Origin of the sequence: Pseudoscardovia radai, from assembly GCF_002259605.1 — a bacterium.
Taxonomy (GTDB): domain Bacteria; phylum Actinomycetota; class Actinomycetes; order Actinomycetales; family Bifidobacteriaceae; genus Pseudoscardovia; species Pseudoscardovia radai.
This window is the reverse complement of record NZ_MWWR01000013.1, coordinates 41,700-63,695: the sequence shown is the minus strand read 5'-3', so window position 1 is coordinate 63,695 and position 21,996 is coordinate 41,700. Positions and strand designations below refer to the sequence as shown.

Below are 21,996 nucleotides of genomic sequence, written 5' to 3'. Positions count from 1 at the left end.
CGACGCGGGCATCGAGCTCACCGTCAACCAGCGTCCGGCGCCATCGGGGAAGAAGGCCGGAGAATCCACGATTGCCGAATCGTCGAACGCGGCAAAATCGTCGAAAACCCCCGCCGCCGCAACCCCCGCCGCCGACCGCGGCGACGAAGGCTACGCCAAGGCCCTCGAACCGCGCCATATCCGCATGATTGCCATCGGCGGCTCCATTGGCACCGGCCTCTTCCTCGGAACGGGCGGCCGTCTGGCCGAGGGCGGCCCGGGACTCATGATCGCCTACGCCATCTGCGGCGTGTTCGCCTTCCTTATGGTGCGCGCGCTGGGCGAGCTGGCCATCCGCCGCCCGTCGTCGGGCGCGTTCGTCTCGTACGCGCGCGAGTTCCTCGGCGAGAAAGGCGCGTATTTCACGGGCTGGATGTACTACATCGTGTGGGTCACGGTGCTCATGGCCGACTCCACGGCCTCCGCCCTCTACCTGCAGTACTGGCCGGTTTTCCAAGGCGTGCCGCAGTGGTTGCTCGCGTTCTGCGTGCTCGCCATCGTGTTCGCCATCAACATGCTGAGCGTCAAGCTGTTCGGCGAGGCCGAGTTCTGGTTCTCCGCCATCAAGGTGCTCATGATCATCCTGTTCATCGTGCTCGGCCTCGGCGCCGCCTTCACGGGCGCGCACCTGGGCCAGTACACGGCCGGCATCCACAACATCACCGACAACGGCGGCATGTTCCCACAGGGCCTGGGCGTGGTGCTCACGCTGACGCTCGGCGTGGTGTACGCGTTCGGCGGCACCGAGATGGTGGGCGTCGCGTCCGGCGAGGCCAAGGACGCGCAGAAGGTGCTTCCGAAGGCCATCAACTCCATGATCGTGCGCATCTTCGTGTTCTACGTTGGCTCCGTGGCCGTCATGACCCTCGTCATGCCGTACACGGCGTACTCCGCCAACGAGTCGCCGTTCGTCACCTTCTTCGCGGCCCTCGGCGTGCCCTACGCGGGCGACATCATCGAGGCGGTGGTGCTGATCGCGGCTATGTCGGCGCTGAACTCCGGCCTGTATGCGAGCGGCCGCACGCTGCGCTCCCTCGCGCTCGCGGGCTCGGGCCCGAAGGTCGCGCGCCGCCTGAATTCGCACAAGGTGCCGTCGGGCGCCATTCCGCTGACGATGCTCGTGGCCATGATCGGCGTGGTGCTCAACGCCGTCGTGCCGGAGCGCGCGTTCTCGATCGTCATGAACCTCGCGGGCATCGGCGTCGCCTCGGTGTGGTGCATCATCATGGTGATTCACCTGGCGTACCTGCGCCGCATCAAGGCCACGGGTGAGAAGCGCCCCGAGTACCGCCTGCCGGGCGCGCCGGTGACGGACTGGCTGACGCTGGTGTTCTTCCTCGTGGTGGTGGTCTCGAATTTCTTCAGCGTGGAGGGACGCCAGACGATCGCCGTGTTCGCCGCGGTCTGCGTGGCGCTGGTAATCGGCTGGTTCTTCGTGCGCGGGCGCATCAAGGCCACGATGCTCGACAACATGCTGGATATCAACGATGACGCGCTCGGCGTTCCCGACGAGGAGCGCGCGGTGGAGTCGCCATCCATGGGCGACGACGAGCGCACGCCGCTGATTCGGTAGCACGTCGCGTTCTCCACGATGGCGCCGCTCCCCTGCCATCGATGACCCCTCCCGTGAAGCGTTCGATATGCCGTTCGATACTGCAAAATCGTTCGATTCCGCGATTCCTTCCATCCGTTCGCGCTTGACATGCGACGGGCATACAATGCGCGTGCGCCGGATAGGCGCATACGGTTGCTTGCCCGTCCGGCGGACGCCAGTTCGGACGGTTTCACGAAGGAGGACCCATGGGCGACGCATCGAAGGACGGGAGGCCGGGCGCAGCGCCAGGCAACGGCGGACCCGGCGGCTCCGGAATCGTGGAAACCGCCGCATCCGCATCATCCGCATCGTCCGCATCGGAGAAAGCCGACTCCGCGGCCCTGCAAGACCGCGCCGACGCCGGCTATGACAAGGCACTCAAACCCCGCCATATCCAGATGATCGCCATCGGCGGCTCCATCGGCACCGGCCTGTTCCTCGGCGCGGGCGGCCGCCTCGCGCAGGGCGGCGCCGGCCTGATCTTCGCCTACGCCATCTGCGGCCTGTTCGCGTTCCTCATGGTGCGTGCGCTGGGCGAGCTGGCCATCCGCCGCCCGTCGTCGGGCGCGTTCGTCTCGTACGCGCGCGAGTTCCTCGGCGAGAAAGGCGCGTATATCGCCGGCTGGATGTTCTTCCTCGACTGGTCCACCACGGTGATGGCCGACATTACGGCCGTGGCGCTGTATTTCCGCTACTGGAAGGCGTTCCAGGGCGTCCCGCAGTGGATCATCGCCCTGTGCGCGCTTGTGCTCGTGTTCGTCATGAACCTCATGAGCGTCAAGCTGTTCGGCGAGGCCGAGTTCTGGTTCGCCGCCATCAAGGTCACCACCATCGTGGTGTTCATGGTCGTGGCCATCGTGGCCATCTGCACCAGCGCCGACCTCGACGGCTATACCGCGGGCTTCCACAACATCACCGACTACGGCGGCCTGTTCCCGCAGGGCCTCGTCATCGTGTTCTCCCTGACGCTGGGCGTGGTCTACGCCTTCGGCGGCACCGAGATGGTGGGCGTGGCCGCGGGCGAGGCCAAGGACGCGCAGAAGGTGCTTCCGAAGGCCATCAACTCCATGATCGTGCGCATCTTCGTGTTCTACGTGGGCTCCGTGGCCCTGATGGCCGTGGTGCTGCCCTATACGGCGTATTCGTCCAACGAATCGCCGTTCGTCACTTTCTTCTCGCATCTGGGCGTGCCGCATGCGGGCGACATCATCCAGGTGGTTGTGCTCACGGCGGCGCTGTCGTCCCTGAACGCGGGCCTGTACGCCACGGGCCGCACGCTGCGCTCCCTCGCGCTGGCCGGCTCGGCGCCGAAATTCGCGCGCACGCTGAACAAGAACCACGTGCCCGCCGGCGGCATCACCATCACCGCGGCGCTTGGCGTGATCGGCGTTATTCTCAACGCGGTGCTGCCCTCCGATGCCTTCGACATCATCATGAACCTCGCGGGCATCGGCATTGCCGGCACATGGTGCTCGATTCTCGTGACGCATCTGGCCTTCCTGCGCCGTGTCAAGCGCGGCGAGGAGGAGCGCCCCGCCTTCCATATGCCGGGCGCGCCGTCCACTGACTACATCTCCATCGCGTTCTTCGCCATCGTGGTGCTGTCGAATCTCTTCGACGCCTCCGGCCGCTGGACGCTCGCGATGTTCGCGGTGGTGTGCGTGGCGCTGGTGATCGGCTGGTATGCGGTGCGCGGGCGCATCAACGGCGACATGCTCGATACGATGGTGGATATCGCCGACGATGCGCTGGACGTTCCCGACGAGGAGCGCGGCGTGGAGACGCCCGACAGGGGCGATGACGAGCGCACGCCGCTGATCGCGTGACGCGTGGCACGGCTGACGGTGCGAACGAATACGGCGGCGCGGTTTCGGAGGAGGACGAATGCGAATCCATGTGACCTATACGGGCGGAACGATCGGCATGGTCGAGTCCGCGAACGGGCTCGTTCCCGGAGCCGACCTCGAGGGCTGGCTGTACGGGCTGCTGCGCGGCGGCGACGACCTGGGCCCGGGCGACGTGACCTTCACGCAGCTCGACCCGCTGATCGACTCGTCGAATGCCACGCCCGACAGCTGGCAGACGATGGTCGACGACCTGCGCGCGCATCGTGACGACGCCGATGCCTTCGTGGTGCTGCACGGCACCGACACGATGAGCTATTCGAGCGCCGCGGTGTCCTACGCGCTGACGGGCTTCGGCAAGCCCATCGTGTTCACCGGATCGCAGCATCCGCTCGGGCGCATCGAATCCGACGCGGCCGCGAATGTGACAGGCGCCCTCAACGCCGCGCTGAGCGGCAGGGCCGAGGGCGTGAACCTCTTCTTCGGCCACCACCTGTTCGCGGGCAACCGCGTGACGAAGGTATCGAGCTGGGCCTTCGAAGGCTTTTATTCGCCGAACACGGGCCCGGTGGCGCAGTCCGGCACGCCGTGGCATTGGAACACCATCGAGCGCGAGGGTTGCGGCTGGGCCGATCCGCGGCCGTACGGGCGCCACGATGTTCCCGTGATCGACATGGCGCCGGGAATCACCGCGGAGCGCCTCGCCGCCATGCTGGAGCCCAGGCCGGAGGCCGTGCTTCTGCGCGCCTTCGGCGTGGGCAATGTGCCGAGCGACGAGCCGGGACTCACCGACGTCATCGCCGACGCCATCCGTGACGGGGTGCCTGTCATCGTGGCGTCGCAGTGCCAGCAGGGCGAGGTTATGCTCGGGCGCTATGAGACGGGCGACGCCATCGCGCGCGCCGGCGCCGTGGGCACGAGCGACATGACGCTCGAGGCGGCGTATGCCAAGATCGTGTTCCTGCTTTCGCAAGGCCTGGGCGGGGATGAGCTGGCCGAGTGGATGGGCCGCTCCATCGCCGGCGAGCTGACGCAGGAGGGCTGACGATACGATCGCCGGCCGATTCGGCTGCTTAAGCCGGATGTGGTTCGGAACATAGAAAAGCCCGACACGCCTGAACTTCGAGGCGTGTCGGGCTTATTTGCAGGCCTGTGAGGCTATGGAGCGTCACTCCTGCGCGTCGTCACTTCTGTGCGTCATCGATTTCCGCGTCATCGATTTCCGCGATGTCGTTCCTGGTCTCCCACGGAGCCGGCTCGGTGTAGGTGTCGAAGAACGACAGCGACTCGCGCATAACCTCCTTGAGCAGCACGTTCGGCAGGCTCCCCTGCTCGTGCGGGGCATCCTCGAGGCGCACCAGCGAGGCCACGCCGCCGGCTTCGCGCACGTCGAGCACGAATTTGTCTTGCGCGGGAAGAACCACCTCGACGTCCTCCGCGGACTGCAGCAGCAGGATCGGCGTGGTGATGCGGCCGATGGCGGACTGGCGGCGGATGCTCTTCGACAGGCGGATCATCTCGCGCACCCAGCCGTTCGTGGCCTCGAAGTTCTGGTAGTGCGCGTCGTCGGCGCGAAGGTCGTAGAGCCACTTGCCGCGCGCCATCGACAGGCCCGGTGTCACGAGGTCCTCGCTCCACGAGGGGAACGTGGTCTGGCCGGGAGCCGGCGCCTGGTCGCCGTGGCCGAGGCACAGCGTGTCGATGATGGCCGGCGTGATCTTCTCCGGCGGGCCGAAAACCGCGTCGATCATAGGCGCCGACAGCACGAGCGCATCCAGCGTGGACGGATACTGCTCGGCCAGCGCCACGGCGATGCCGCCGCCCATCGAATGCGCATACATGCACAGCGGACGGCCCGGCTCGAGCGGGCGCGCCACGGCCTCGCAGAACTTCTTGAGATCCACCACATAGCGGCGCCAGTCGTCGATCCACACGCGGTCGAAATCCTCAAGGTCGCGCGGGGAATAGCCGTGCCCGCGGTCCTCCATGATGGCCACGCTGTAGCCGTGCGCCAGGAAGTAGTAGGCGATCTCGTCATAGCGCTGGCAGAATTCGGTGAAGCCGTGCGCAATCACGATGGTGCCGCGCGCCTCGTCGGGGGCGTCGGCCTCGCGGTTGGCCTTGGGGAACTTGGCGTAGGAATACGTCATGTAATGAAGCTTGCCGTCATGCGATTCATACGGCTTCCCCAGCACCGTCAGACCCGGGTGCGTCGCCGGCTCCATCCACCCCTCGGTGGCGCAGGCTGCCAGGGCGGGGATCACCGTGCCCTGCATGGCGTTCGCATAATCGTTCTCGTCGATGAGTGTGACCATGTCGTCCTCGTTTCCGCGCACCGGGCGTCCGAATGAGGGGCGTCCGGGTGCGACTTTCTGTATGGACATCAGCGGGCCGTCACCACGGTGTGCTCCGGCCCTCGTCGTGCACCATGATAGGCACGTTGGATTGGGCGGAGCGAACCATGACACGCCGAAAATCCGCGGCGTGGCGTGCCGGTGGGCCGACGGTCGCGCGGTTGGCGCGACGGCGCGCCGAGGCATGCGCGGAGGCATGCGGGGCGCGGCGGGAGGCCCGTGGCATACGATGAAAGGGACGAAGGCGAGACGATGGCGCCGCGGACGGCGCGCCATGACGCAGGACGCGATAAACGGAGGACGCAATGAACAAGAAACTCGATATGTCGGTCGAACCCCGGATCGTCGAGAGCACGGATGTGTACCACGGGCCGATCTTCACCATCAGGGACCAGCACATCGCCCTGCGCGCGACGGACGGAAGCGAGGCGGTGATCCGCCGCCAGCTCATCGACCACGCGCCGGCCGTCATCATGCTGCCGCATGACGTGGAGCGCGACCTGTACCTTGTGGAGCGCGAGTACCGCGTGGGGCGCAACGCCTACGTGATGGGCCTGCCCGCCGGCATGATCGAGCCGCATGAGGACCCGCGCGTGGCCATGCTGCGCGAACTGCGCGAGGAGACGGCCGTCATCCCCGACGAATACGAGGTGATCGAGGCCGCACGCTGCTACTCCTCCGAGGGCATGACCAACGAGCTCGCCTACACCTACGTGATCGACCTCAACCGCTGGCATTCGGGCAGCCAGGACCTTGACGCCGACGAATACGTGGAATACCGCTGGGTGGATTGGGACGAGCTGGTCTCCTGCGGCGTGCGCGAGGCTCATTCCTTCATCGCCATCCAGTGCGAGCTCATCCGCCGCATGCGCATGGGGCGCGCGTAAGGCGGGCGAAAGGTCCGTCCGGAAACGAATGGGAGGGATGCTTTATATAATGACAAGGAACTAGCAAGTTCCGTGAAAGCATACGCCCATGCCCTCCCATACGGCACGTCCGCGCGAATAATGGGATTGTTCGCATGCTTCCAGACGGAGAAAGGTAACTATGAGCGTTCTCGACAAGTTTGAGAAAGGGGTCGAAAGCGCCGTCAACGGTGTTTTCAACAAGTTCGGCTCCAAGGATCTCCAGCCTGTTGATCTTTCCAGCGCCTTGGAGAAGGAGATCGACGCCCAGGCCATGTCCGTGGGCCGAGACCGCACCGTAGCACCCAACGAGTATCGCTTCGCCCTGTCGACCCCCGACTTCGACCGCATCGAGAAGTGGGGCGCCGAAACGCTTGCCAACGAGCTCGCCGCCAACCTGACGAAATACGCCAAGACCCAGAACTACGCCTTCGTCGGCCCCGTCGTGGTGGTGTTCGAAGAGGACTACGACCTTCCGCGCTCCCAGTTCCGCCTGACGAGCGAATCCGTGCAGGGCAACGCGGCCCCCGTCACCGCGAAGAACGAGACGAAGGACTGCCCCGTCCTCGAAATCAACAACCGCCAGTACATGCTTACGGCGCCCGTGACGCTCGTCGGCCGCGGCTCCGACTGCGACATCATCATCGACGACCCCGGCGTCTCCCGCCACCACCTGACCATCTCGATCACCCCGCAGGGCGTGATCATGAAGGAAGTGCTCAATTCCAAAGGGCAACCGCCGGTGAACGGCACCTACGTGGAGGGCCACCGCGTGCCCGCCGCCACGCTGCTCGACGGAAACACAATCACGATCGGCAGGACCCGCATCCTGTACTGGGCCTCGTCCGAGACGCAGGCGTAGCCTTCGACCGGAGGAGAGACAGGAGAAGGCTTGCTGCTATGACTGACCTGACATTCACGATTCTGAAATACGCATTCCTCATCTTGCTATGGGTTTTCGTATTTTTCGTCGTCAAATCGCTTGGGCGCGACGTGGGCGTTTTCAGCCCGCGCTCGTCGCGCAAGCGGCGTCAGCGCACCAACCAGGCCCAGCAGACCGTGGCCGCTCCGCCGGCTCCGCAGCCGAGAAGCACCGGTTCCGTCGAATCCCGCCGGTCCTCCGCCGTTCGTTCCCAGTCCGCCGCGACAGTGCTCGTCGTCATCGACGGACCTCTGGCCGGGACCACCGTCAGCCTGTCCTCGCGACCCATCACGCTGGGCCGTGCCCCCGACAATGCGATTATTCTTGATGATGAGTTCGTGTCGGCTCATCATGCCCGGGTGTTCTACGATCCCTCGTCCGGCAACTGGGCCGTCGAAGACATGAACAGTACGAACGGAACCGTGGTCAACGGCCAGAGAATCCACGGCGCCGTGATGCTTCCGACTGGCGTGCCCGTGCGAATAGGCGCCACGACCTTCGAATTGAGGTGATGGGGCCGCATGACTACCCGCAACACGCTTCTTCTGTATTCGACCACGGTGTCAGACACCGGGTACGTGCGCAGCAACAACCAGGATTCCTCCTTCGCCGGTGAGCGTCTCATCGCCATCTGCGATGGCATGGGAGGCCACGCAGGCGGCGACACGGCGTCGACGATCGCCGTGCGCTCCCTCGCGCATATCGAACGCGAGCCCGCGGAGCCCCAGAGCGTCGGCGAGGTGGCCGCGCTGATGGAGACCTCCGTCATCGCCGCGCATGACGCCATCGTGGGCAAGGCGAAGCGTGAGCGCAAGCTGTCGGGCATGGGAACGACCGTCACCGCCGTCACCCTCGTGGAGGACCACTGGGTGCTGGCGCATATCGGCGACTCCCGCGCCTACCTTCTGCGCAACGGCCGCATCATCCACGCCACCAAGGACCATTCCTACGTCCAGCATCTGATCGACTCGGGCCGCATCACGCCCGCGGAGGCGAAAAACCATCCGCAGCGCAACGTGGTTATGCGCGTGCTGGGCGATTTCGACATCGATCCGCGCCCCGACATCTCCGTGCGCAAGGCGCAGCCCGGCGACCGCTGGATGCTGTGCTCCGACGGCGTGTGCGGCGTGCTATCCGACTCCACGATTCGCGAAACGCTCGAAACCGTGACGAATCCGCAGGACTGCGCACAGCAGCTCGTCGGCATGGCGCTGAAAGCCGGCAGCACCGATAATTGCACGGCCGTCATCGCAGATGCGAATATTCCGCTGAGCCCCGAGGAACAGGGCCACCGTCACCAGATTCCGCTGGTGGGAGGCGCCGTAAGCGCCGACCTGCCGCCGCTTGCCGAGATCCTCGGCACGACGGTGGCGCAGGCCCCGCGCCTGCGCGACGAATACGCCAAGTCCCCCGCGCAGAAGGCGGCCGAACTCATGGCCGCCGCCCAGGAGGATGCCGCGGATCCCGCCGACGCCCAGGCCGCGGACGCGCCGCAGGGCGAGGATGGCGATTCCGTCGGATCCTACGGCGGCGCTTTTGTGGCAGACGATGGGCACCGCGAGGTGCGCTCTGCCGACACGCCTGAAGATTCAGGCGTGTCGTCGTCCGATGCCGAGACTGGGGACACCCCGAATATCGCGAGCCCGGTGTCTTTGATGCCCAACGCGGCCGAAGACCCCATGCCCGATACAAGCGAGATCCCCGTCGTCACGAAGCAGGACGGCACCGAAAGCACCGACCCGCATGATCCGGCCGTCGTGCACGCCATCCAGCGCCAGAAGGTGCAGCAGACCAAGCAGGACATCAAGCGCCGCCACGTCAGGCGCGGTGTCGTCGCCGCCATCGTCGCGGCCGTCGTGCTCGTCATCGCCGGCGGCCTGTTCGCCGCGTGGCGGTGGTCGCAGTCGCAGTACTACGTCGGCGAATCCAACGGCTACGTGGTTATCTACCAAGGTGTGAACACCGACGTCTTCGGCTACAACCTCTCGCATGTGGAGGAGCAGTCGCATATCCGCGTGGACGGGCTGTCCGAGAACTCCCAGCAGCGCCTGCAGCAGGGCGTGACGGCCGGCTCCAAGAGCGAGGCCGAGGCGCTTCTCAACGTTTTCATCACCGAAGGCCAACGCTCCACCGGCAGCGTGCCGTCGCAGTCATCGTCCTCCGCAACGCCGTCGGCCTCCGAGTCGGTTACCGTGTCGGCGCCCGTCGGCACGTCGCTTGACCCCTCCGCCGCGTCTTCCGCGGCCTCTGATTCCGCAACCTCCGATTCCTCGGCCTCCGCCTCGGGTCAGGGGGCCACGCAGTGAAAACCGCCTCCCGCATCCGCCAGATCCTGCTCCTCGTCTTTGCCGTGGGGCTCGGATTCCTGGCGATGTTCCAGATGTTCATGCGCGTCAGCGGAAACGTGCCGCGCGAGTTCATCATGCTTTTCGCGGCTCTCGTCGTCATTCTTCTCGTTTTCGTCATCGTGGCCATCCGGTTCCAGCCGCACGCCAACCTCACGCCGCTGTCCATCGTGGTGCTTCTCGCCCTGATCGGTATCACCATGATCACGCGCATCGACGAGGAGGAGATCGCCAGCGGCGAGGCGTCCGCCGTCGGCCAGAGGCAGTTCATCTGGTTCCTGCTCGGCCTGGGCCTGTGCGCGGTGGTCCTCGTGCTCGTGCAGGACTACCGCCGCTTCCGCCGGTTCTCGTATGTGTCGATGGTCATCGGCCTGCTCCTGTTGCTCTCCCCCATGGTGCCGCATCTGGGCATGACCGTGAACGGTGCGCGCATCTGGATCCACTTCGGCTCTCATACGCTGCAGCCCGCCGAATTCGCCAAGCTGTTCCTGGCCATTTTCTTCGCCTCCTACCTCTTCGACCACCGCGACCGCCTCGCCGTGGGCGGCCGGAAGATGCTCGGCATCCGCTTCCCGCGTCTCAAGGACCTCGGCCCCATCCTCGTGGTCTGGGGCGTGTCGATGGCCGTGCTCGTCGTGCAGCATGATCTGGGCACCGGCCTGATGTTCTTCGCTATGTTCGTGTGCATGCTGTACCTGGCCACCGGCCAGAAAAGCTGGCTCGTCATCGGCGTCGTGTTCTTCGCGGGCAGCGCGTACGTGGCATCGAGGATGTTCACGCATGTGGCCAGCCGCGTCACCGCGTGGCTGCACCCCTTCGACAATGACGTGTACTGGGCCGACGGCGGCTCGCAGCAGCTCGTCACCGGTGTGTTCGGGCAGTCGTCCGGAGGCCTGTTCGGCACCGGCCTGGGCCAGGGCATGCCCGGCTTGACGCCGCTGGGCAACTCCGACTTCATCTACGCCTCGCTGGGCGAGGAGCTCGGCCTTATGGGCGTCATAGCCATCCTGTGCCTGTACCTCGTGCTCGTCTCCTTCGGCATCGTCGTGGCGCTGAAGATCAAGGACGGCTTCGGCAAGCTGCTGTCCGCCGGCCTCATGTTCTCCATGGCCTTCCAGGTGTTCACCGTGGTGGGCGGCGTGACGCTGCTCATCCCGCTGACCGGCCTGACGCTGCCGTATATGGCGGCGGGCGGTTCCAGCATGGTGGCGAACCTGCTGCTCGTCACCATCGTCATCATTGTGTCGAACGGCGCGAACGCGCCGCAGGTCGACGCCTCCGACTCGCAATTCCAGCAGGAGGCGCTCGAGGTTATCCGCAACGCCCAGAAGGAGGCGGCCGCCGCGGCCGAGCGCGGCCAGGCGGCGCGGCGCCAGCAGAGGGCGGCGAATACGACGGCCGCCGTGCCTGCGCCTTCGTCGCGCCCGGAGGGCGAGCCGGAATACGATACCGAGCCCGCCATCGTGCGCACGGCGAATATGCCGCTGACCGAGGGCTACCGCGATCCCAACGCCTACCAGGGAGAGGATCCGGCGCTTCTCGACCTCGGCTTCGACTACAGCACGTATGACAATCCGGCGCCCGCCCCGTCCTCCGCGCCGCGGCATGCGGCCGCGTCGGCCGCATCGTCCGCCGCGTCCGCGGCATCCAGCCAGCCCGCATCATTCCCATCGGCGAAGAAAGGAGACGAATCCCGATGAATAAATCGTTGCGCCATCTTTTCTACGTCATCGTCGTTCTCTTCGTCCTCCTGGGACTCAGCTCGTCGATGATCCAAGCGGTTTTCGCCACCAAACTCGACGCCGACCCGCGCAACAGCCGCTCGCTGTACGCGCAGTTCAGCGTGCCGCGCGGCTCCATCCTCGCCAGCGACGGCACCGTCATCGCGCGCTCCGACGCCGTGAACGACCCCTTCAGCTACCAGCGCGTCTACACCAACGGCGCGGTGTATGCGCCCGTCACCGGCTTCTATTCCATCACCGTCAATGCGGACCGCGGCATCGAATCGTCGCGCAACTCGCTGCTGTCGGGACAGTCCAACATGCTGTGGTGGAGCAAGGCCAAGAACCTGTTCACCGGCCAGGAGAACGCGGGCGCCACGATTCGCACCACGATTTCCCCGGCGCTCCAGCAGACCGCGTATGACGCGATGCAGGGCTACGAGGGCGCCGTCGTGGCGATGGATCCCAAAACCGGCAAGATCCTCGCGATGGTGAGCACGCCGAGCTACGACCCGAACCTGCTCGCCTCGCATGACACAACCGCCGTCAACACCGCCTACCAGTCGCTTGTCGCGCAAAGCGGCAACCCGATGCTCAACAAGGCGGTGTCCGAGACGTACCCGCCCGGGTCCACGTTCAAGATCGTGGTGTCGGCGGCAGCGCTCGAATCCGGCCAGTACACCGTCGATAGCCAGATTCCGGCGGGCGCATCGTATACGCTTCCCGGCACCGACACGCAGCTGACGAACGCGCAGTCACCGGGCAACGGCACGAACGGGCAGATCTCGCTGTCCGACGCCTTCGCCTACTCGTCGAACACGGCCTTCGCGCAGCTGGGCGTCTCGCTCGGCGCCGACAAGGTGGGCTCGATGGCGCAGGCGCTCGGCTACGGCACGTCCGTCACGGTTGACGATGGCTCCGACGACACCCCGATGAAGGCCGTGGCCTCGCAGTTCCCCACCGACGTGACCGACGACAAGCTCGCGCTGCAGTCCATCGGCCAGGGCGACACGACGTCCACCGCGCTGCAGGCCTGCATGATCTCCGCCACCGTGGCGAACGGCGGCGTGGAGCGCCAGCCGATTCTCGTCGACAGCGTGCTCGGCCCCGACCTCACCACGATTTCCTCGACCAAGGTCACGACGCTGAACACGCCGTTCAGCCAGAGCACCGCCCAGGGCCTGACGCAGCTGATGACCGGCATGGTGACCAAGGACTTCCCCTCCCTGAACTTCGGCAATGTGCAGGTGGCCGCGAAAACCGGCACCGCGCAGAACGGCGAGGGCAAGATCGATGCGTGGATCACCGGCTTCGCGCCGGCGGACGACCCGCAGATCGCCATCGCCGTGGTGGTGCACAACGTCGACGATTACGGACTCAAGATCGCGGGCCCGATCATGAAGGCCGTGCTCCAGGAGGCGATTTCGCAATGAAGTTGATTCCCGGACAGATCATGCACCACCGCTACCGCCTCGAGGAACGCCTCGCGCAGGGCGGCATGGGAGAGGTGTGGCGCGGCGTCGACATCGAGCTCGACCGCCCCGTGGCCATCAAGGCGCTGCGCAGCGACCTCGAGGACCCCGACAACAACAAGCTGCGCCGTCTGCGCGCGGAGGCCCATAACTCCGCGAACCTCGCGCACCCGAATATCGCCGCGCTGTTCGACTACTACGAGAACGACGGCGTCGGCTTCCTTGTGATGGAATACGTGGACAGCCCGTCGCTGGCGCAGATCTACAAGGAGCGCGCGCCGCTTCCGGCCGTCGACCTCCTGCCGATTCTCATCCAGGTGGCGCGCGGCCTGTACGTGGCGCATTCGCATGGCGTGATCCACCGCGACGTCAAGCCTGCGAACATCATGGTCTCGCAGGACGGCGAGGTGAAAATCACCGATTTCGGCGTGAGCTATTCCACGAACCAGGCGCAGATCACGCAGGACGGCATGGTGGTGGGCACCGCCCAGTACATCTCCCCCGAGCAGGCTCAGGGCGAGCAGGCCACGCCGCAGTCCGACATCTACTCGCTCGGCGTGGTGGCCTACGAGGGCCTGTGCGGGCATCGTCCGTTCACAGGAAAAACCTCCGTCGACATCGCGGCGGCGCATGTGAACGAGCCCGTTCCCCCGCTGCCCGATTCCATCGACTGGCGCCTGCGCGAATACGTCATGGGCATGCTTGCCAAGGATCCGAAGGACAGGCCGCGCGACGCCCTCGAGGTGTCCCGCAACCTCCAGGTGATCCTCGACCATCTGTGGGACGAGCAGACCGCGAATATCCCGCCCGTGCGCGTGGCGCGCCAGAGGCCCGTCGGACGCACCGTCTACAGCGCCCCTCACGAGCCGCCGGCATGGATGGTCGACCTCACCGACCGCGCCGCCATCAAGCGCAGCCGCGAGGCGGACAGGGTCATCGACGTGCATTTCGACGCGGCCCCGAGTCCCGTCATCGACGCGGCGGCTGCGGCGGCGGCCAAATCCGCGGCCTCCACCTTCGCCTCGGCCTCGGCGGCGGAATCGGGCGCCATGCCCGCCATGCCCGAGTCCTTCGAGCCGAAGGGCATGGTCACGGGGCCCTCGTCCTCCGACATCGTCTATGTGGCGGGAAGCGGCGGCGCGTCAGGCGTGTCCTACGCCACGGGCTCCACGATGCCTCCGGTAACACCGGTATCATCGGTGGCAACGCCCGTGCCCCGTCACGGCGCGCGGAACGTGGCCGCGATCCCTCCGCAGACCGGACTGGCCGTGCACCTGCCCCCGATCGCCGATGTGGCGGCCTCGGGCGGCGTGGCGGCGGAGACCCCGGCGCATGCGGCGACCGGCACGCAATACGCAACACGCCTCGAATCCGAGGCGAGTCGCGACACGTCGGCATCCACAACATCAACATCGAATACAGCACACGAGCAGCACACGCAGCAACCTAAGGATGGTGCGCAATGAGCATGTACATTCCCCAGACGCTCGCGAACGGAAGGTACTCCGTCGGCGACCTCGTCGGGCATGGCGGCATGGCGGAGGTGCATATCGGCACCGACACCCGCCTGGGGCGTACCGTCGCCATCAAGATCATGCGCTCCGACCTGGCCACCGACCAGATCTTCCTGCGGCGCTTCCACCGCGAGGCGCTGGCCGTCGCGAAGCTCAACAACCCGAACATCGTGGCTATCTACGATTCGGGCGACGAGGAGTTCGCGGACGAGCGCGGGCAGATCGTGCGCGTCCCGTACATCGTGATGGAGTACATCAAGGGCCAGACCCTGCGCGACATCCTCAAGGTGAACGGCCCGCTCAGCGAGCACGACACCGGCCAGGTCATGATCGGCGTGCTGTCGGCGCTCGAGTACTCGCACCGCGAGGGCATCATCCACCGCGACATCAAGCCCGGCAACATCATGATCTCCGACGAGGGCATCGTGAAGGTCATGGACTTCGGCATCGCCCGGGCCCTCGACGATTCGCAGACCACGATGACGCAGTCGCAGGGCGTGGTGGGAACCGCGCAGTACCTCAGCCCCGAGCAGGCGCGCGGCGAGCAGGTGGACAGCCGATCCGACCTCTACTCCGCCGGTTGCGTGCTCTATGAGATGCTTACCGGCCGCCCGCCGTTCGTCGGCGATTCCGCGGTCGCCATCGCCTACCAGCATGTCAGCGAGACGGCCACGCCGCCGAGCGCCATCGTGCCCGGCCTTCCCAAGGAATGGGACGCCATCGTGGCCAAGGCCATGGCGAAGAACCGCACGAACCGCTACGCCACGGCCGGCGAGTTCCGCGACGACATCGTGCGCCTTATGAACGGCGGCACGCCGCTCGCCGCAGGCGTCGTCTCCCCCATCGCCACCGAGAAGCTGCAGGACACGCCGGATTACAACATCCCGCCCGTCCAGCCGACGCCGCAGAACTCCTACGCCCAGGGCAACGGCTACGCGGCCTACGACCAGCCGACGAACACCGGCTACATGCCGCCGGCCGCAACCACGGGCACCATGCAGCCCACGCGCGCCGAGGAGCTCGAGAAGCAGAGGAAGAAGAAGCACCGCACCGCCGCCATCGTGGCGTCCGTGGTGGTTGTGCTCCTTCTCGTCGCCGCCGGCGTGTGGTATTTCACCAGCCGCAACAGCAGCGCGAACCCTGAGATGGTCACGGTGCCGACGATCGACTCCACCTATTCGCGCGACCGCGCGAAAAGCGCCATCGAGGCCGCCGGCTTCGTATACAAGGAGCAGGTCGACTCGGATTCCACCGAGCCCGACGGCACCTTCACGAAGCAGGATCCGGCCGGCGGCACCCAGGCCGCGAAGGGCAGCACCGTGACGTGCTGGTTCTCCGACGGCCCGTCGTCCGTGGCCGTGCCCGACGTGTCGGGCCAGACGCAGGCGCAGGCGCAGCAGGCGCTTGAGAAGGCCGGCTTCAAGGTGGGCAATATCTACACCGAAGACAGCGCCACCGTGGCGAAAGACAAGGTGACGCGCACCGACCCGGCCGATGGCGAAAGCGCCAAGGAGGGCACGACGGTCGACCTGTACATCTCCAACGGCATGACGACGGTGCCCGACGACCTCGTGGGCTCCAGCCAGTCCGACGCGCAGTCCACGCTGAGCAAGTCCGGCTTCAGCGTGGTGGTGCAGCAGGAGAGCTCCGACAGCGTGTCGGAGGGCCTGGTGACGCGCACGTCGCCGTCCAGTGGCGAGCATGTGGAACAGGGCGCGCAGATCACGATCTACGTGTCGACCGGCCCTTCCACCGTCACGGTGCCGTCCGTGATCGGCATGACGTATGACAACGCCGCGGCCACGCTGAAGTCGATGGGCCTCGTCGCCGCGAAATCCGGCTCCTCGGGGTCGGGCTCCGTGGTCGGCTCCATGACCGTCAACGGCGAAACCGTGTCCGCAGGCGCCTCGGTGCCGGAAGGCACCACCGTGACGCTGGTGATGACCGGCGGCGGCAGCGGCGGCAGCAGCGGCAGCGATGCGTCGTCGTCGGGGTCCGCCTCGCCGTCGGGGTCCGCCTCGCCCTCCGGGTCCGCATCGTCGGAGAGCAGCGGGCAGTAGCGCAGCGTTCGCGCGCATAGGAAAGGCGCATAGGAAAGGCGGCGGCCGGGATTCCGGTCGCCGCCTTGTCGTTTCTGCGCCGCCGCGCGCGGGCTAATCGTCGATATGCGCGCTCACCTTGGGCTCGAGGCCCGCGGATTTCTCCACGGCGTTCGTCTGGCCGCAGGACGCCAGCCAGTTCGCCAGCAGGCGGTAGCCGCCGTCGGTCATCACGGATTCGGGGTGGAACTGCACGGCGTACATCGGCTTGCCCTTGACGCGCACGGCCTGGATGGTGCCGTCGTCCTCGGCCTTCGCCGTCACCTCGAGCGTGTCGGGCAGCGTGGCCGGATCGATGCACAGCGAGTGGTAGCGCGTCGCCGTCATCGGGTTCGGCACGCCGGCGAAGATCTCGTCATCCGCGTGGTCGATGGGGCTCGTCTTGCCGTGGCGGATGGTCGGGGCGTGCGTGATGGCGGCGCCGAACACCTCGGCCAGCGCCTGCAGGCCCAGGCACACGCCGAACATAGGCGTTTCCGTCTCGGCGCAGGCGCGGATCACATCCTCGCTCGCGCCCGCCTCGGACGGCTGGCCGGGGCCAGGGGAGATGAGCACGCCGTCGTACTGCGACAGGTCGAGCGTTGTCGCGTCCACGGCGTCGTTGCGCGCCACCGTCGTGGTGGCGCCGAGCGTCTGCAGGTACCCCACGATTGTGTAGACGAACGAATCGTAGTTGTCGATCACCAAGATGCGGGCGGATTCCATGCATCCTCCTTAGGTATGCGGCCGCAGCCATCGCCGTTTCTGAGCGGAATTATATGCGGTGCGCGTCACTCAAGCGGCACATAGTTCGAGGCGAGGCGCAGGTACGGGATGGTGGACGCGGCCCACGGGAACACCCATTGGAACAGCGCCGCGACCGCGGCCAGCACAAGGATGACGACGAGCACGATGCGTATGGGCAGCACGCCGGGTTGCAGGCGCACGAGCCAGACGAAAAGGCCGGTGGGGCGCCGGGCGGAGGTTGTGGAGGTTGCGGTGGGGGCGTCTGCGCCGTCTGCGCCGAAACCTCCGCCGCCCGCGCCGCCGAAGCCCGCGCCTGCGCCGGAGCCTGCGCCATCGTATGCGCCGCTTTTTCCGTGGCGCCTCAGGGCGGGCCAGCGCCAGGCGATGGCGGCGGCGAGCCAGACCACGAGGTACGCGAGCAGCAGCGCACGGCAGGTAACCGACAGGTCCCGCACCGTCGACGCGGGGATGACGCCAAGCACGCGCGTCTGCGTGCGCGTGAACAGCGTGCCGCTCGATTGGTCGGCGGCGGTGGTGATTTCCTGCGGCACGCCGTCGCTGACGCGCGACCACGACGCGAGCTGCCCGTATACGATCCAACGGTGCGTGGGGTTCTGCAGGCGCGGATGGCATGTGGTGAGCGTGATAAGGCGTTGCGTGGGCGTGGCGTTCGGCTCGTGCGGGACGGGGTCGATGACGTCGCTTTGCGTGGGCAGCACGATCTCGTGCGACGTAACCGTGTACACGTACCAGTAGTCGGCCGTGCGGATGACGATGGCGTCGCCTTCCTGGAGCTTGTCGACGTCTCCCAGCGGGTTGCCGTATCCGGCGCGGTGGCCGGCCACGGCGAAGTTGCCGACCGCGCCGGGCATGCCGCTGGTGGCGTAGTGGCCCAGGCCGCCCGTATTGAGTTGCCTGAGCTCCGTTCCCTGGATGATGGTGCGGTTCCACGTCGAGCCGAAACGCGGGATGAAGATCTGGCCGATCAGTGAGTCGGCTGCGGGCTGCGTGGTGAGCGCGGGCGCGGTGTCGGCGGACTGGGCGGGCGCGATGGCGTAGGAGCCGTCCGAGTTCGTGCGGGGCGCGCTCCATGCGGCGTCGGTGAGGGTCTGGGTCTGCGTCTGCTCGGATTCCTCGCCCGTCCACCACAGCTGCCACGCGATGTACAGGCCGCATACGATGGCGATGAGAAGCAGGAGTTCGCCGAGGGTTCCCGCCACGATATCCACGACACGCCCGGGCGTGACTCCGGCGTGTCGCCGGGGCGCTCCATGGCGCGAAGCGTGCGACACGCCTGAAGTCTGCGGCGTGTTGCGTGGTGTGGTGTTGTCCATGGTCACTCGCTTTGTGTTGTGGTCGGTGAGGCGGTCGTGGTCGGTGAGGCGACGCTGGGGTTTGCGGCGCTGGGGTTGACGCCCACGGAGGCCGATGCGTCGGACGATGCGCCGGAGGCCGATGTGCCCGGCGGGTCGGCGGACGATGCATCGGCGGAGGAATCGTTGCCCAGCGCGTTTTCGTCCGTGGGCTTCGCGTAATTCAGCGTCTGCAGCGAACTCGGCGTCTCGTCGAAAACAAGCGTATCCTCCTGCGATACCTTCCACCCGAGGCCGTCCTGCTTCACATATTCGAGGTACAGCTGGATGGTCGGGGAGCTGTCGAGAGCCGCCTTCATGCCATCGTAGGAGCCGATCGCCTGCACCGTGTACGGCGGCGAATACGTGTGGCCGTTGAGCAGCAGCACGTTGCCTACGCAGCGCACGGCCGTCGTGTTCTCCACACGCACGCCCTGGATCGTCATCGCCTCCGCTCCCCCGTGCCACAGCGCGTCGACCACGGCCTCGATATCCTGTTGGTGCACCACGTAGTCGTTTGCGTCGGCCGAACCGTCGGAATTGGCCATCGCCGCCAGCGAGTACTGGGAATCGTTGAGCTGCACGGAGATGCCTGGGCCCTCCACCTTCGGGAGCATCGTGTCGGAGCCGGTGTCCTGCACGGTCGGCGGCACGTTCCAGTCCGTGATGTTCCCGTTGAGTTCGCGCGCCGCGTCGAGTTTGACCGAGAGGTCGTGGATTTCGGATGTCAGCGCATTGGCGCGGTCCTGGCGCTTCTCGATGAGCTCGCGCGTGTTCGTGGTGGCGACGGTGTCTCGGTTGAGGTCGATGTTCGCGACGAGCATGTAGCCGGCGAAGGCCGTCACGACCACGACGGCGATGGTGGTGAGCAGGTGATGGCCGTTGCCGCCGTGGGTTGCGCGATGGCGGTGCCTGTGCGTGGTCATGTCACCTCCATCCTCCCCCGGCGGGGTGTGCGGCGCAGTGGCTGCGGACGTGCGCGGCATGCGCCTGCGCGGGCGTGCGCAGCGGGCGCCGTCATTTCCATAAATCCACTGTAATCACTACTATGTTCTAGTAGCTTAAACCGAAGGAGACTTTCCCATGGCCGATAAGGACGATAACCTCGCAACCGCCGCCGATGACGATGTGAAGGAAGACGTCAAGACCACCGATGAGGCTACCGAAGTCGAGGACGACAAGGCCGCCGAGTCCGCCGATGCCGAGGATTCCAAGGACACCAAGGACTCCGACTCCGACGACGATGACGACGCCTCCGACGACGCCAAGGAAGAGGACGAGTACGTCAAAACCGTCGACGCCCTTCTCGACGAGGACAATCGTAAGAACATGACGCCGCAGATGCGCCGCCTCCTGGACCGTGAGAAGGAAGAAAGCCGCCGCGTCGAGAAGACCATCGAGGACACCAAGACGAACCCGAAGTGGTTCGTGCCCCTGATGTGCGGCCTCATGATCCTCGGCCTGCTGTGGATCGTTGTCTACTACGCGACCGCCGCCGCCTGGCCGATTCCGAGCATCGGCAACTGGAACCTCCTCATCGGCTTCGGCATTATGCTCGTCGGCTTCGTTATGAGCATGTGGTGGAACTGATCTCTTGATTTCTGATGCGCGTGAGCGCGTATGACTGTGGGGCGCATGACGGATGTCATGCGCCCCACAGAGTCTTGTACGTTTTCGTACGGATGATTATCGTACGGAAAATCGTGGTGCCGCAGAACCAATGGCGACGCTACCGGCTGCAACGCCGAATGGCGGGGCTTGGCCGCGGCACGGAAGTCAGTGAATTCGCGACTCAGGCGGCTTCGCCTTCGGCGGTCTCGACCGCCGGGGTGTCGTCGTCATCGTCATCATCAAGACCGAGATCGACCGGCGACGAGCTGTTCTCCCACGGCTCCTCCCACGGATCGTACTCGGGATTCCTCTGCTTGTAGACGTAGAACCCGATCGCACCCGCGAGCAAAGCTCCGAAGAGGATGGCGAAAAACCTCCAGCCGTTTCCAGACTTGTTCTCCATTGAAGGCTCCTTTCACGAAAGCGCAGGCTTGCTCTTTCAAGCCGTTTCTCCCCATTCTATTCCGTCGATTGTGCACTTTGGGGAAAGAGCGCAAAACTCCTGAAAATTGAGGCGTGTCGCGTGTCTTGAGGCGCGTCGTCGGTCGGCGTGTCACGCTGCCTGGCGGGGCAGGCGGATACAGTTGACTCATGAGCTCAGGAATCCGAAACTTCTCGCCGTCGCGATCCATGCGCCGTCTGCGCTACGAATGGAAGCACGGCGGCCCCGTCGTGACGAAGGCGATCATCGCAATCTGCGTGGTCGTGTGGATCGTCGAGGAAATCGTCTATTACGCCAACTCACAGCACCTCGCGTTTTTCTCGATGGTGTACGACGCGTCGTTCGTGCCCGCCCTCGTGGCATCGAAGCCGTGGATGTTCCTCACGTCGATGTTCATGCACGCGCCCGGCCTCGATATCTGGCACATCCTGTGCAATATGATCTCCCTGTGGTATGTGGCGCAGCCGCTTGAGCGCATGCTCGGGCACTGGCAGTTCCTCGCGCTGTATCTGATCGGCGGCATCGGCGGCGGCGCCGGCGACATGCTCTACGCACGCGCCATCGACGACCCGTCCGCCTGGATTACCCCGTCGTACGGCGCGTCCGGCGCCATCTTCGGCCTGTTCGGAGCGCTGCTTGTGGTGTTCAGCCGCGCGAAGGTGGATATGCGTCCGATGATTGCAATCGTGCTTCTGAACCTGGCGCTTCCGTTCTTCGTGCCGAACGTGGCATGGCAGGCGCATGTGGGCGGCCTTGTCAGTGGCTCCGGCATGACCGCGCTGATGGTCGGCACGCCGGCCATGCGCCGTGCGATGAACTTCCTGCAGCGCACCATCATGTCGGCGGTTGTGGTGCTGGCGGTGCTGGCGGCCGTGGTGCTGGTATGCATGCATACGAGCGCGTATTCCTCCTTCCTCGCGATGCTGTAAAAACGATGGTGCGGGCGTCGGGGCGATGACGCGGGCTAGCCCATCTCCCCTCCCTCCGTTAGACTGACCACGGCATGATGTGCGGCATCGTCCCCGGCTTTTCGGGGGCTCGGGAGGCCGCGGGAAG

General features: G+C 65.9%; 17 protein-coding genes and 1 pseudogene. 13 read left to right on the top strand and 5 right to left on the bottom strand.

Features of this window, described 5'->3' with window-relative positions:
- From PSRA_RS07065 to PSRA_RS07055, 3 genes are all read left to right on the top strand, one after another.
- The coding region (locus tag PSRA_RS07065) for an amino acid permease (protein ID WP_420820562.1) at positions 1-1,612 on the top strand (1,612 nt) is incomplete at its 5' end.
- A 227-nt stretch (positions 1,613-1,839) separates the two neighbouring features.
- The gene (locus PSRA_RS07060; protein ID WP_094661201.1) at positions 1,840-3,459 is read left to right on the top strand and encodes an amino acid permease; all 1,620 of its coding nucleotides are present in this window, start codon (positions 1,840-1,842) and stop codon (positions 3,457-3,459) included.
- 58 nt (positions 3,460-3,517) lie between these two features.
- Positions 3,518-4,522 carry an asparaginase gene (locus PSRA_RS07055; protein WP_094661200.1) on the top strand — a complete coding sequence of 335 codons (1,005 nt, stop codon included), beginning with the start codon at positions 3,518-3,520 and terminating at the stop codon, positions 4,520-4,522.
- Between the two features lie 139 nt (positions 4,523-4,661).
- Here the strand turns inward: PSRA_RS07055 and PSRA_RS07050 are convergent, their stop codons facing one another.
- The gene (locus PSRA_RS07050; protein WP_158216363.1) at positions 4,662-5,792 is read right to left on the bottom strand and encodes an alpha/beta fold hydrolase; all 1,131 of its coding nucleotides are present in this window, start codon (positions 5,790-5,792) and stop codon (positions 4,662-4,664) included.
- A gap of 344 nt (positions 5,793-6,136) precedes the next feature.
- Here PSRA_RS07050 and PSRA_RS07045 point away from each other — a divergent pair, with 344 nt between their 5' ends.
- From PSRA_RS07045 to pknB, 8 genes and pseudogenes are all read left to right on the top strand, one after another.
- Positions 6,137-6,718, top strand: a complete 582-nt coding sequence (locus PSRA_RS07045) for an NUDIX hydrolase (protein ID WP_094661198.1) — start codon at positions 6,137-6,139, stop codon at positions 6,716-6,718.
- 160 nt (positions 6,719-6,878) lie between these two features.
- A complete protein-coding gene (locus tag PSRA_RS07040) occupies positions 6,879-7,598 on the top strand; it encodes an FhaA domain-containing protein (protein WP_094661197.1) in 720 nt (239 codons plus the stop codon).
- A 38-nt stretch (positions 7,599-7,636) separates the two neighbouring features.
- The gene (locus PSRA_RS07035) at positions 7,637-8,170 is read left to right on the top strand and encodes an FHA domain-containing protein FhaB/FipA (RefSeq protein ID WP_094661196.1); all 534 of its coding nucleotides are present in this window, start codon (positions 7,637-7,639) and stop codon (positions 8,168-8,170) included.
- A gap of 9 nt (positions 8,171-8,179) precedes the next feature.
- Entirely contained in the window at positions 8,180-9,964 is a 1,785-nt protein-coding gene (locus tag PSRA_RS07030; protein ID WP_094661195.1) for a PP2C family protein-serine/threonine phosphatase, read from the top strand.
- The gene (locus tag PSRA_RS07025) at positions 9,961-11,703 is read left to right on the top strand and encodes an FtsW/RodA/SpoVE family cell cycle protein (RefSeq protein WP_245834940.1); all 1,743 of its coding nucleotides are present in this window, start codon (positions 9,961-9,963) and stop codon (positions 11,701-11,703) included. Before PSRA_RS07030 ends, PSRA_RS07025 begins: the two co-directional genes overlap by 4 nt.
- Complete coding sequence (locus PSRA_RS07020) at positions 11,700-13,157, top strand: peptidoglycan D,D-transpeptidase FtsI family protein (protein ID WP_094661194.1); 1,458 nt, start codon at positions 11,700-11,702, stop codon at positions 13,155-13,157. The genes PSRA_RS07025 and PSRA_RS07020 overlap by 4 nt, the downstream gene beginning before the upstream one ends.
- Positions 13,154-14,059 (top strand): annotated as a pseudogene (locus tag PSRA_RS07015) (serine/threonine-protein kinase); the annotation flags it as partial. The gene PSRA_RS07020 and the pseudogene PSRA_RS07015, both read left to right, overlap by 4 nt.
- Before the next feature lie 599 nt (positions 14,060-14,658).
- Complete coding sequence (gene pknB / locus PSRA_RS07010) at positions 14,659-16,770, top strand: Stk1 family PASTA domain-containing Ser/Thr kinase (protein WP_094661193.1); 2,112 nt, start codon at positions 14,659-14,661, stop codon at positions 16,768-16,770.
- A 93-nt stretch (positions 16,771-16,863) separates the two neighbouring features.
- Here the strand turns inward: pknB and PSRA_RS07005 are convergent, their stop codons facing one another.
- The 3 genes from PSRA_RS07005 to PSRA_RS06995 form a co-directional block, all read right to left on the bottom strand.
- Positions 16,864-17,514, bottom strand: coding sequence for an anthranilate synthase component II (locus PSRA_RS07005; RefSeq protein ID WP_094661192.1), 651 nt, complete (start codon positions 17,512-17,514; stop codon positions 16,864-16,866).
- Between the two features lie 65 nt (positions 17,515-17,579).
- The gene (locus PSRA_RS07000; protein WP_094661191.1) at positions 17,580-18,869 is read right to left on the bottom strand and encodes a class E sortase; all 1,290 of its coding nucleotides are present in this window, start codon (positions 18,867-18,869) and stop codon (positions 17,580-17,582) included.
- A gap of 2 nt (positions 18,870-18,871) precedes the next feature.
- A complete protein-coding gene (locus tag PSRA_RS06995; RefSeq protein WP_158216362.1) occupies positions 18,872-19,813 on the bottom strand; it encodes a DUF881 domain-containing protein in 942 nt (313 codons plus the stop codon).
- Between the two features lie 157 nt (positions 19,814-19,970).
- Here PSRA_RS06995 and crgA point away from each other — a divergent pair, with 157 nt between their 5' ends.
- Positions 19,971-20,477 (top strand): cell division protein CrgA, encoded by a 507-nt coding sequence (gene crgA, locus PSRA_RS06990; RefSeq protein WP_094661189.1) that lies wholly within the window; start codon positions 19,971-19,973, stop codon positions 20,475-20,477.
- 202 nt (positions 20,478-20,679) lie between these two features.
- Here crgA and PSRA_RS06985 read toward each other — a convergent pair whose 3' ends face one another.
- Positions 20,680-20,901 (bottom strand): hypothetical protein, encoded by a 222-nt coding sequence (locus PSRA_RS06985; RefSeq protein WP_094661188.1) that lies wholly within the window; start codon positions 20,899-20,901, stop codon positions 20,680-20,682.
- A gap of 188 nt (positions 20,902-21,089) precedes the next feature.
- Here PSRA_RS06985 and PSRA_RS06980 point away from each other — a divergent pair, with 188 nt between their 5' ends.
- Positions 21,090-21,869, top strand: coding sequence for a rhomboid family intramembrane serine protease (locus tag PSRA_RS06980; protein WP_094661187.1), 780 nt, complete (start codon positions 21,090-21,092; stop codon positions 21,867-21,869).
- Positions 21,870-21,996 lie beyond the last annotated feature (127 nt).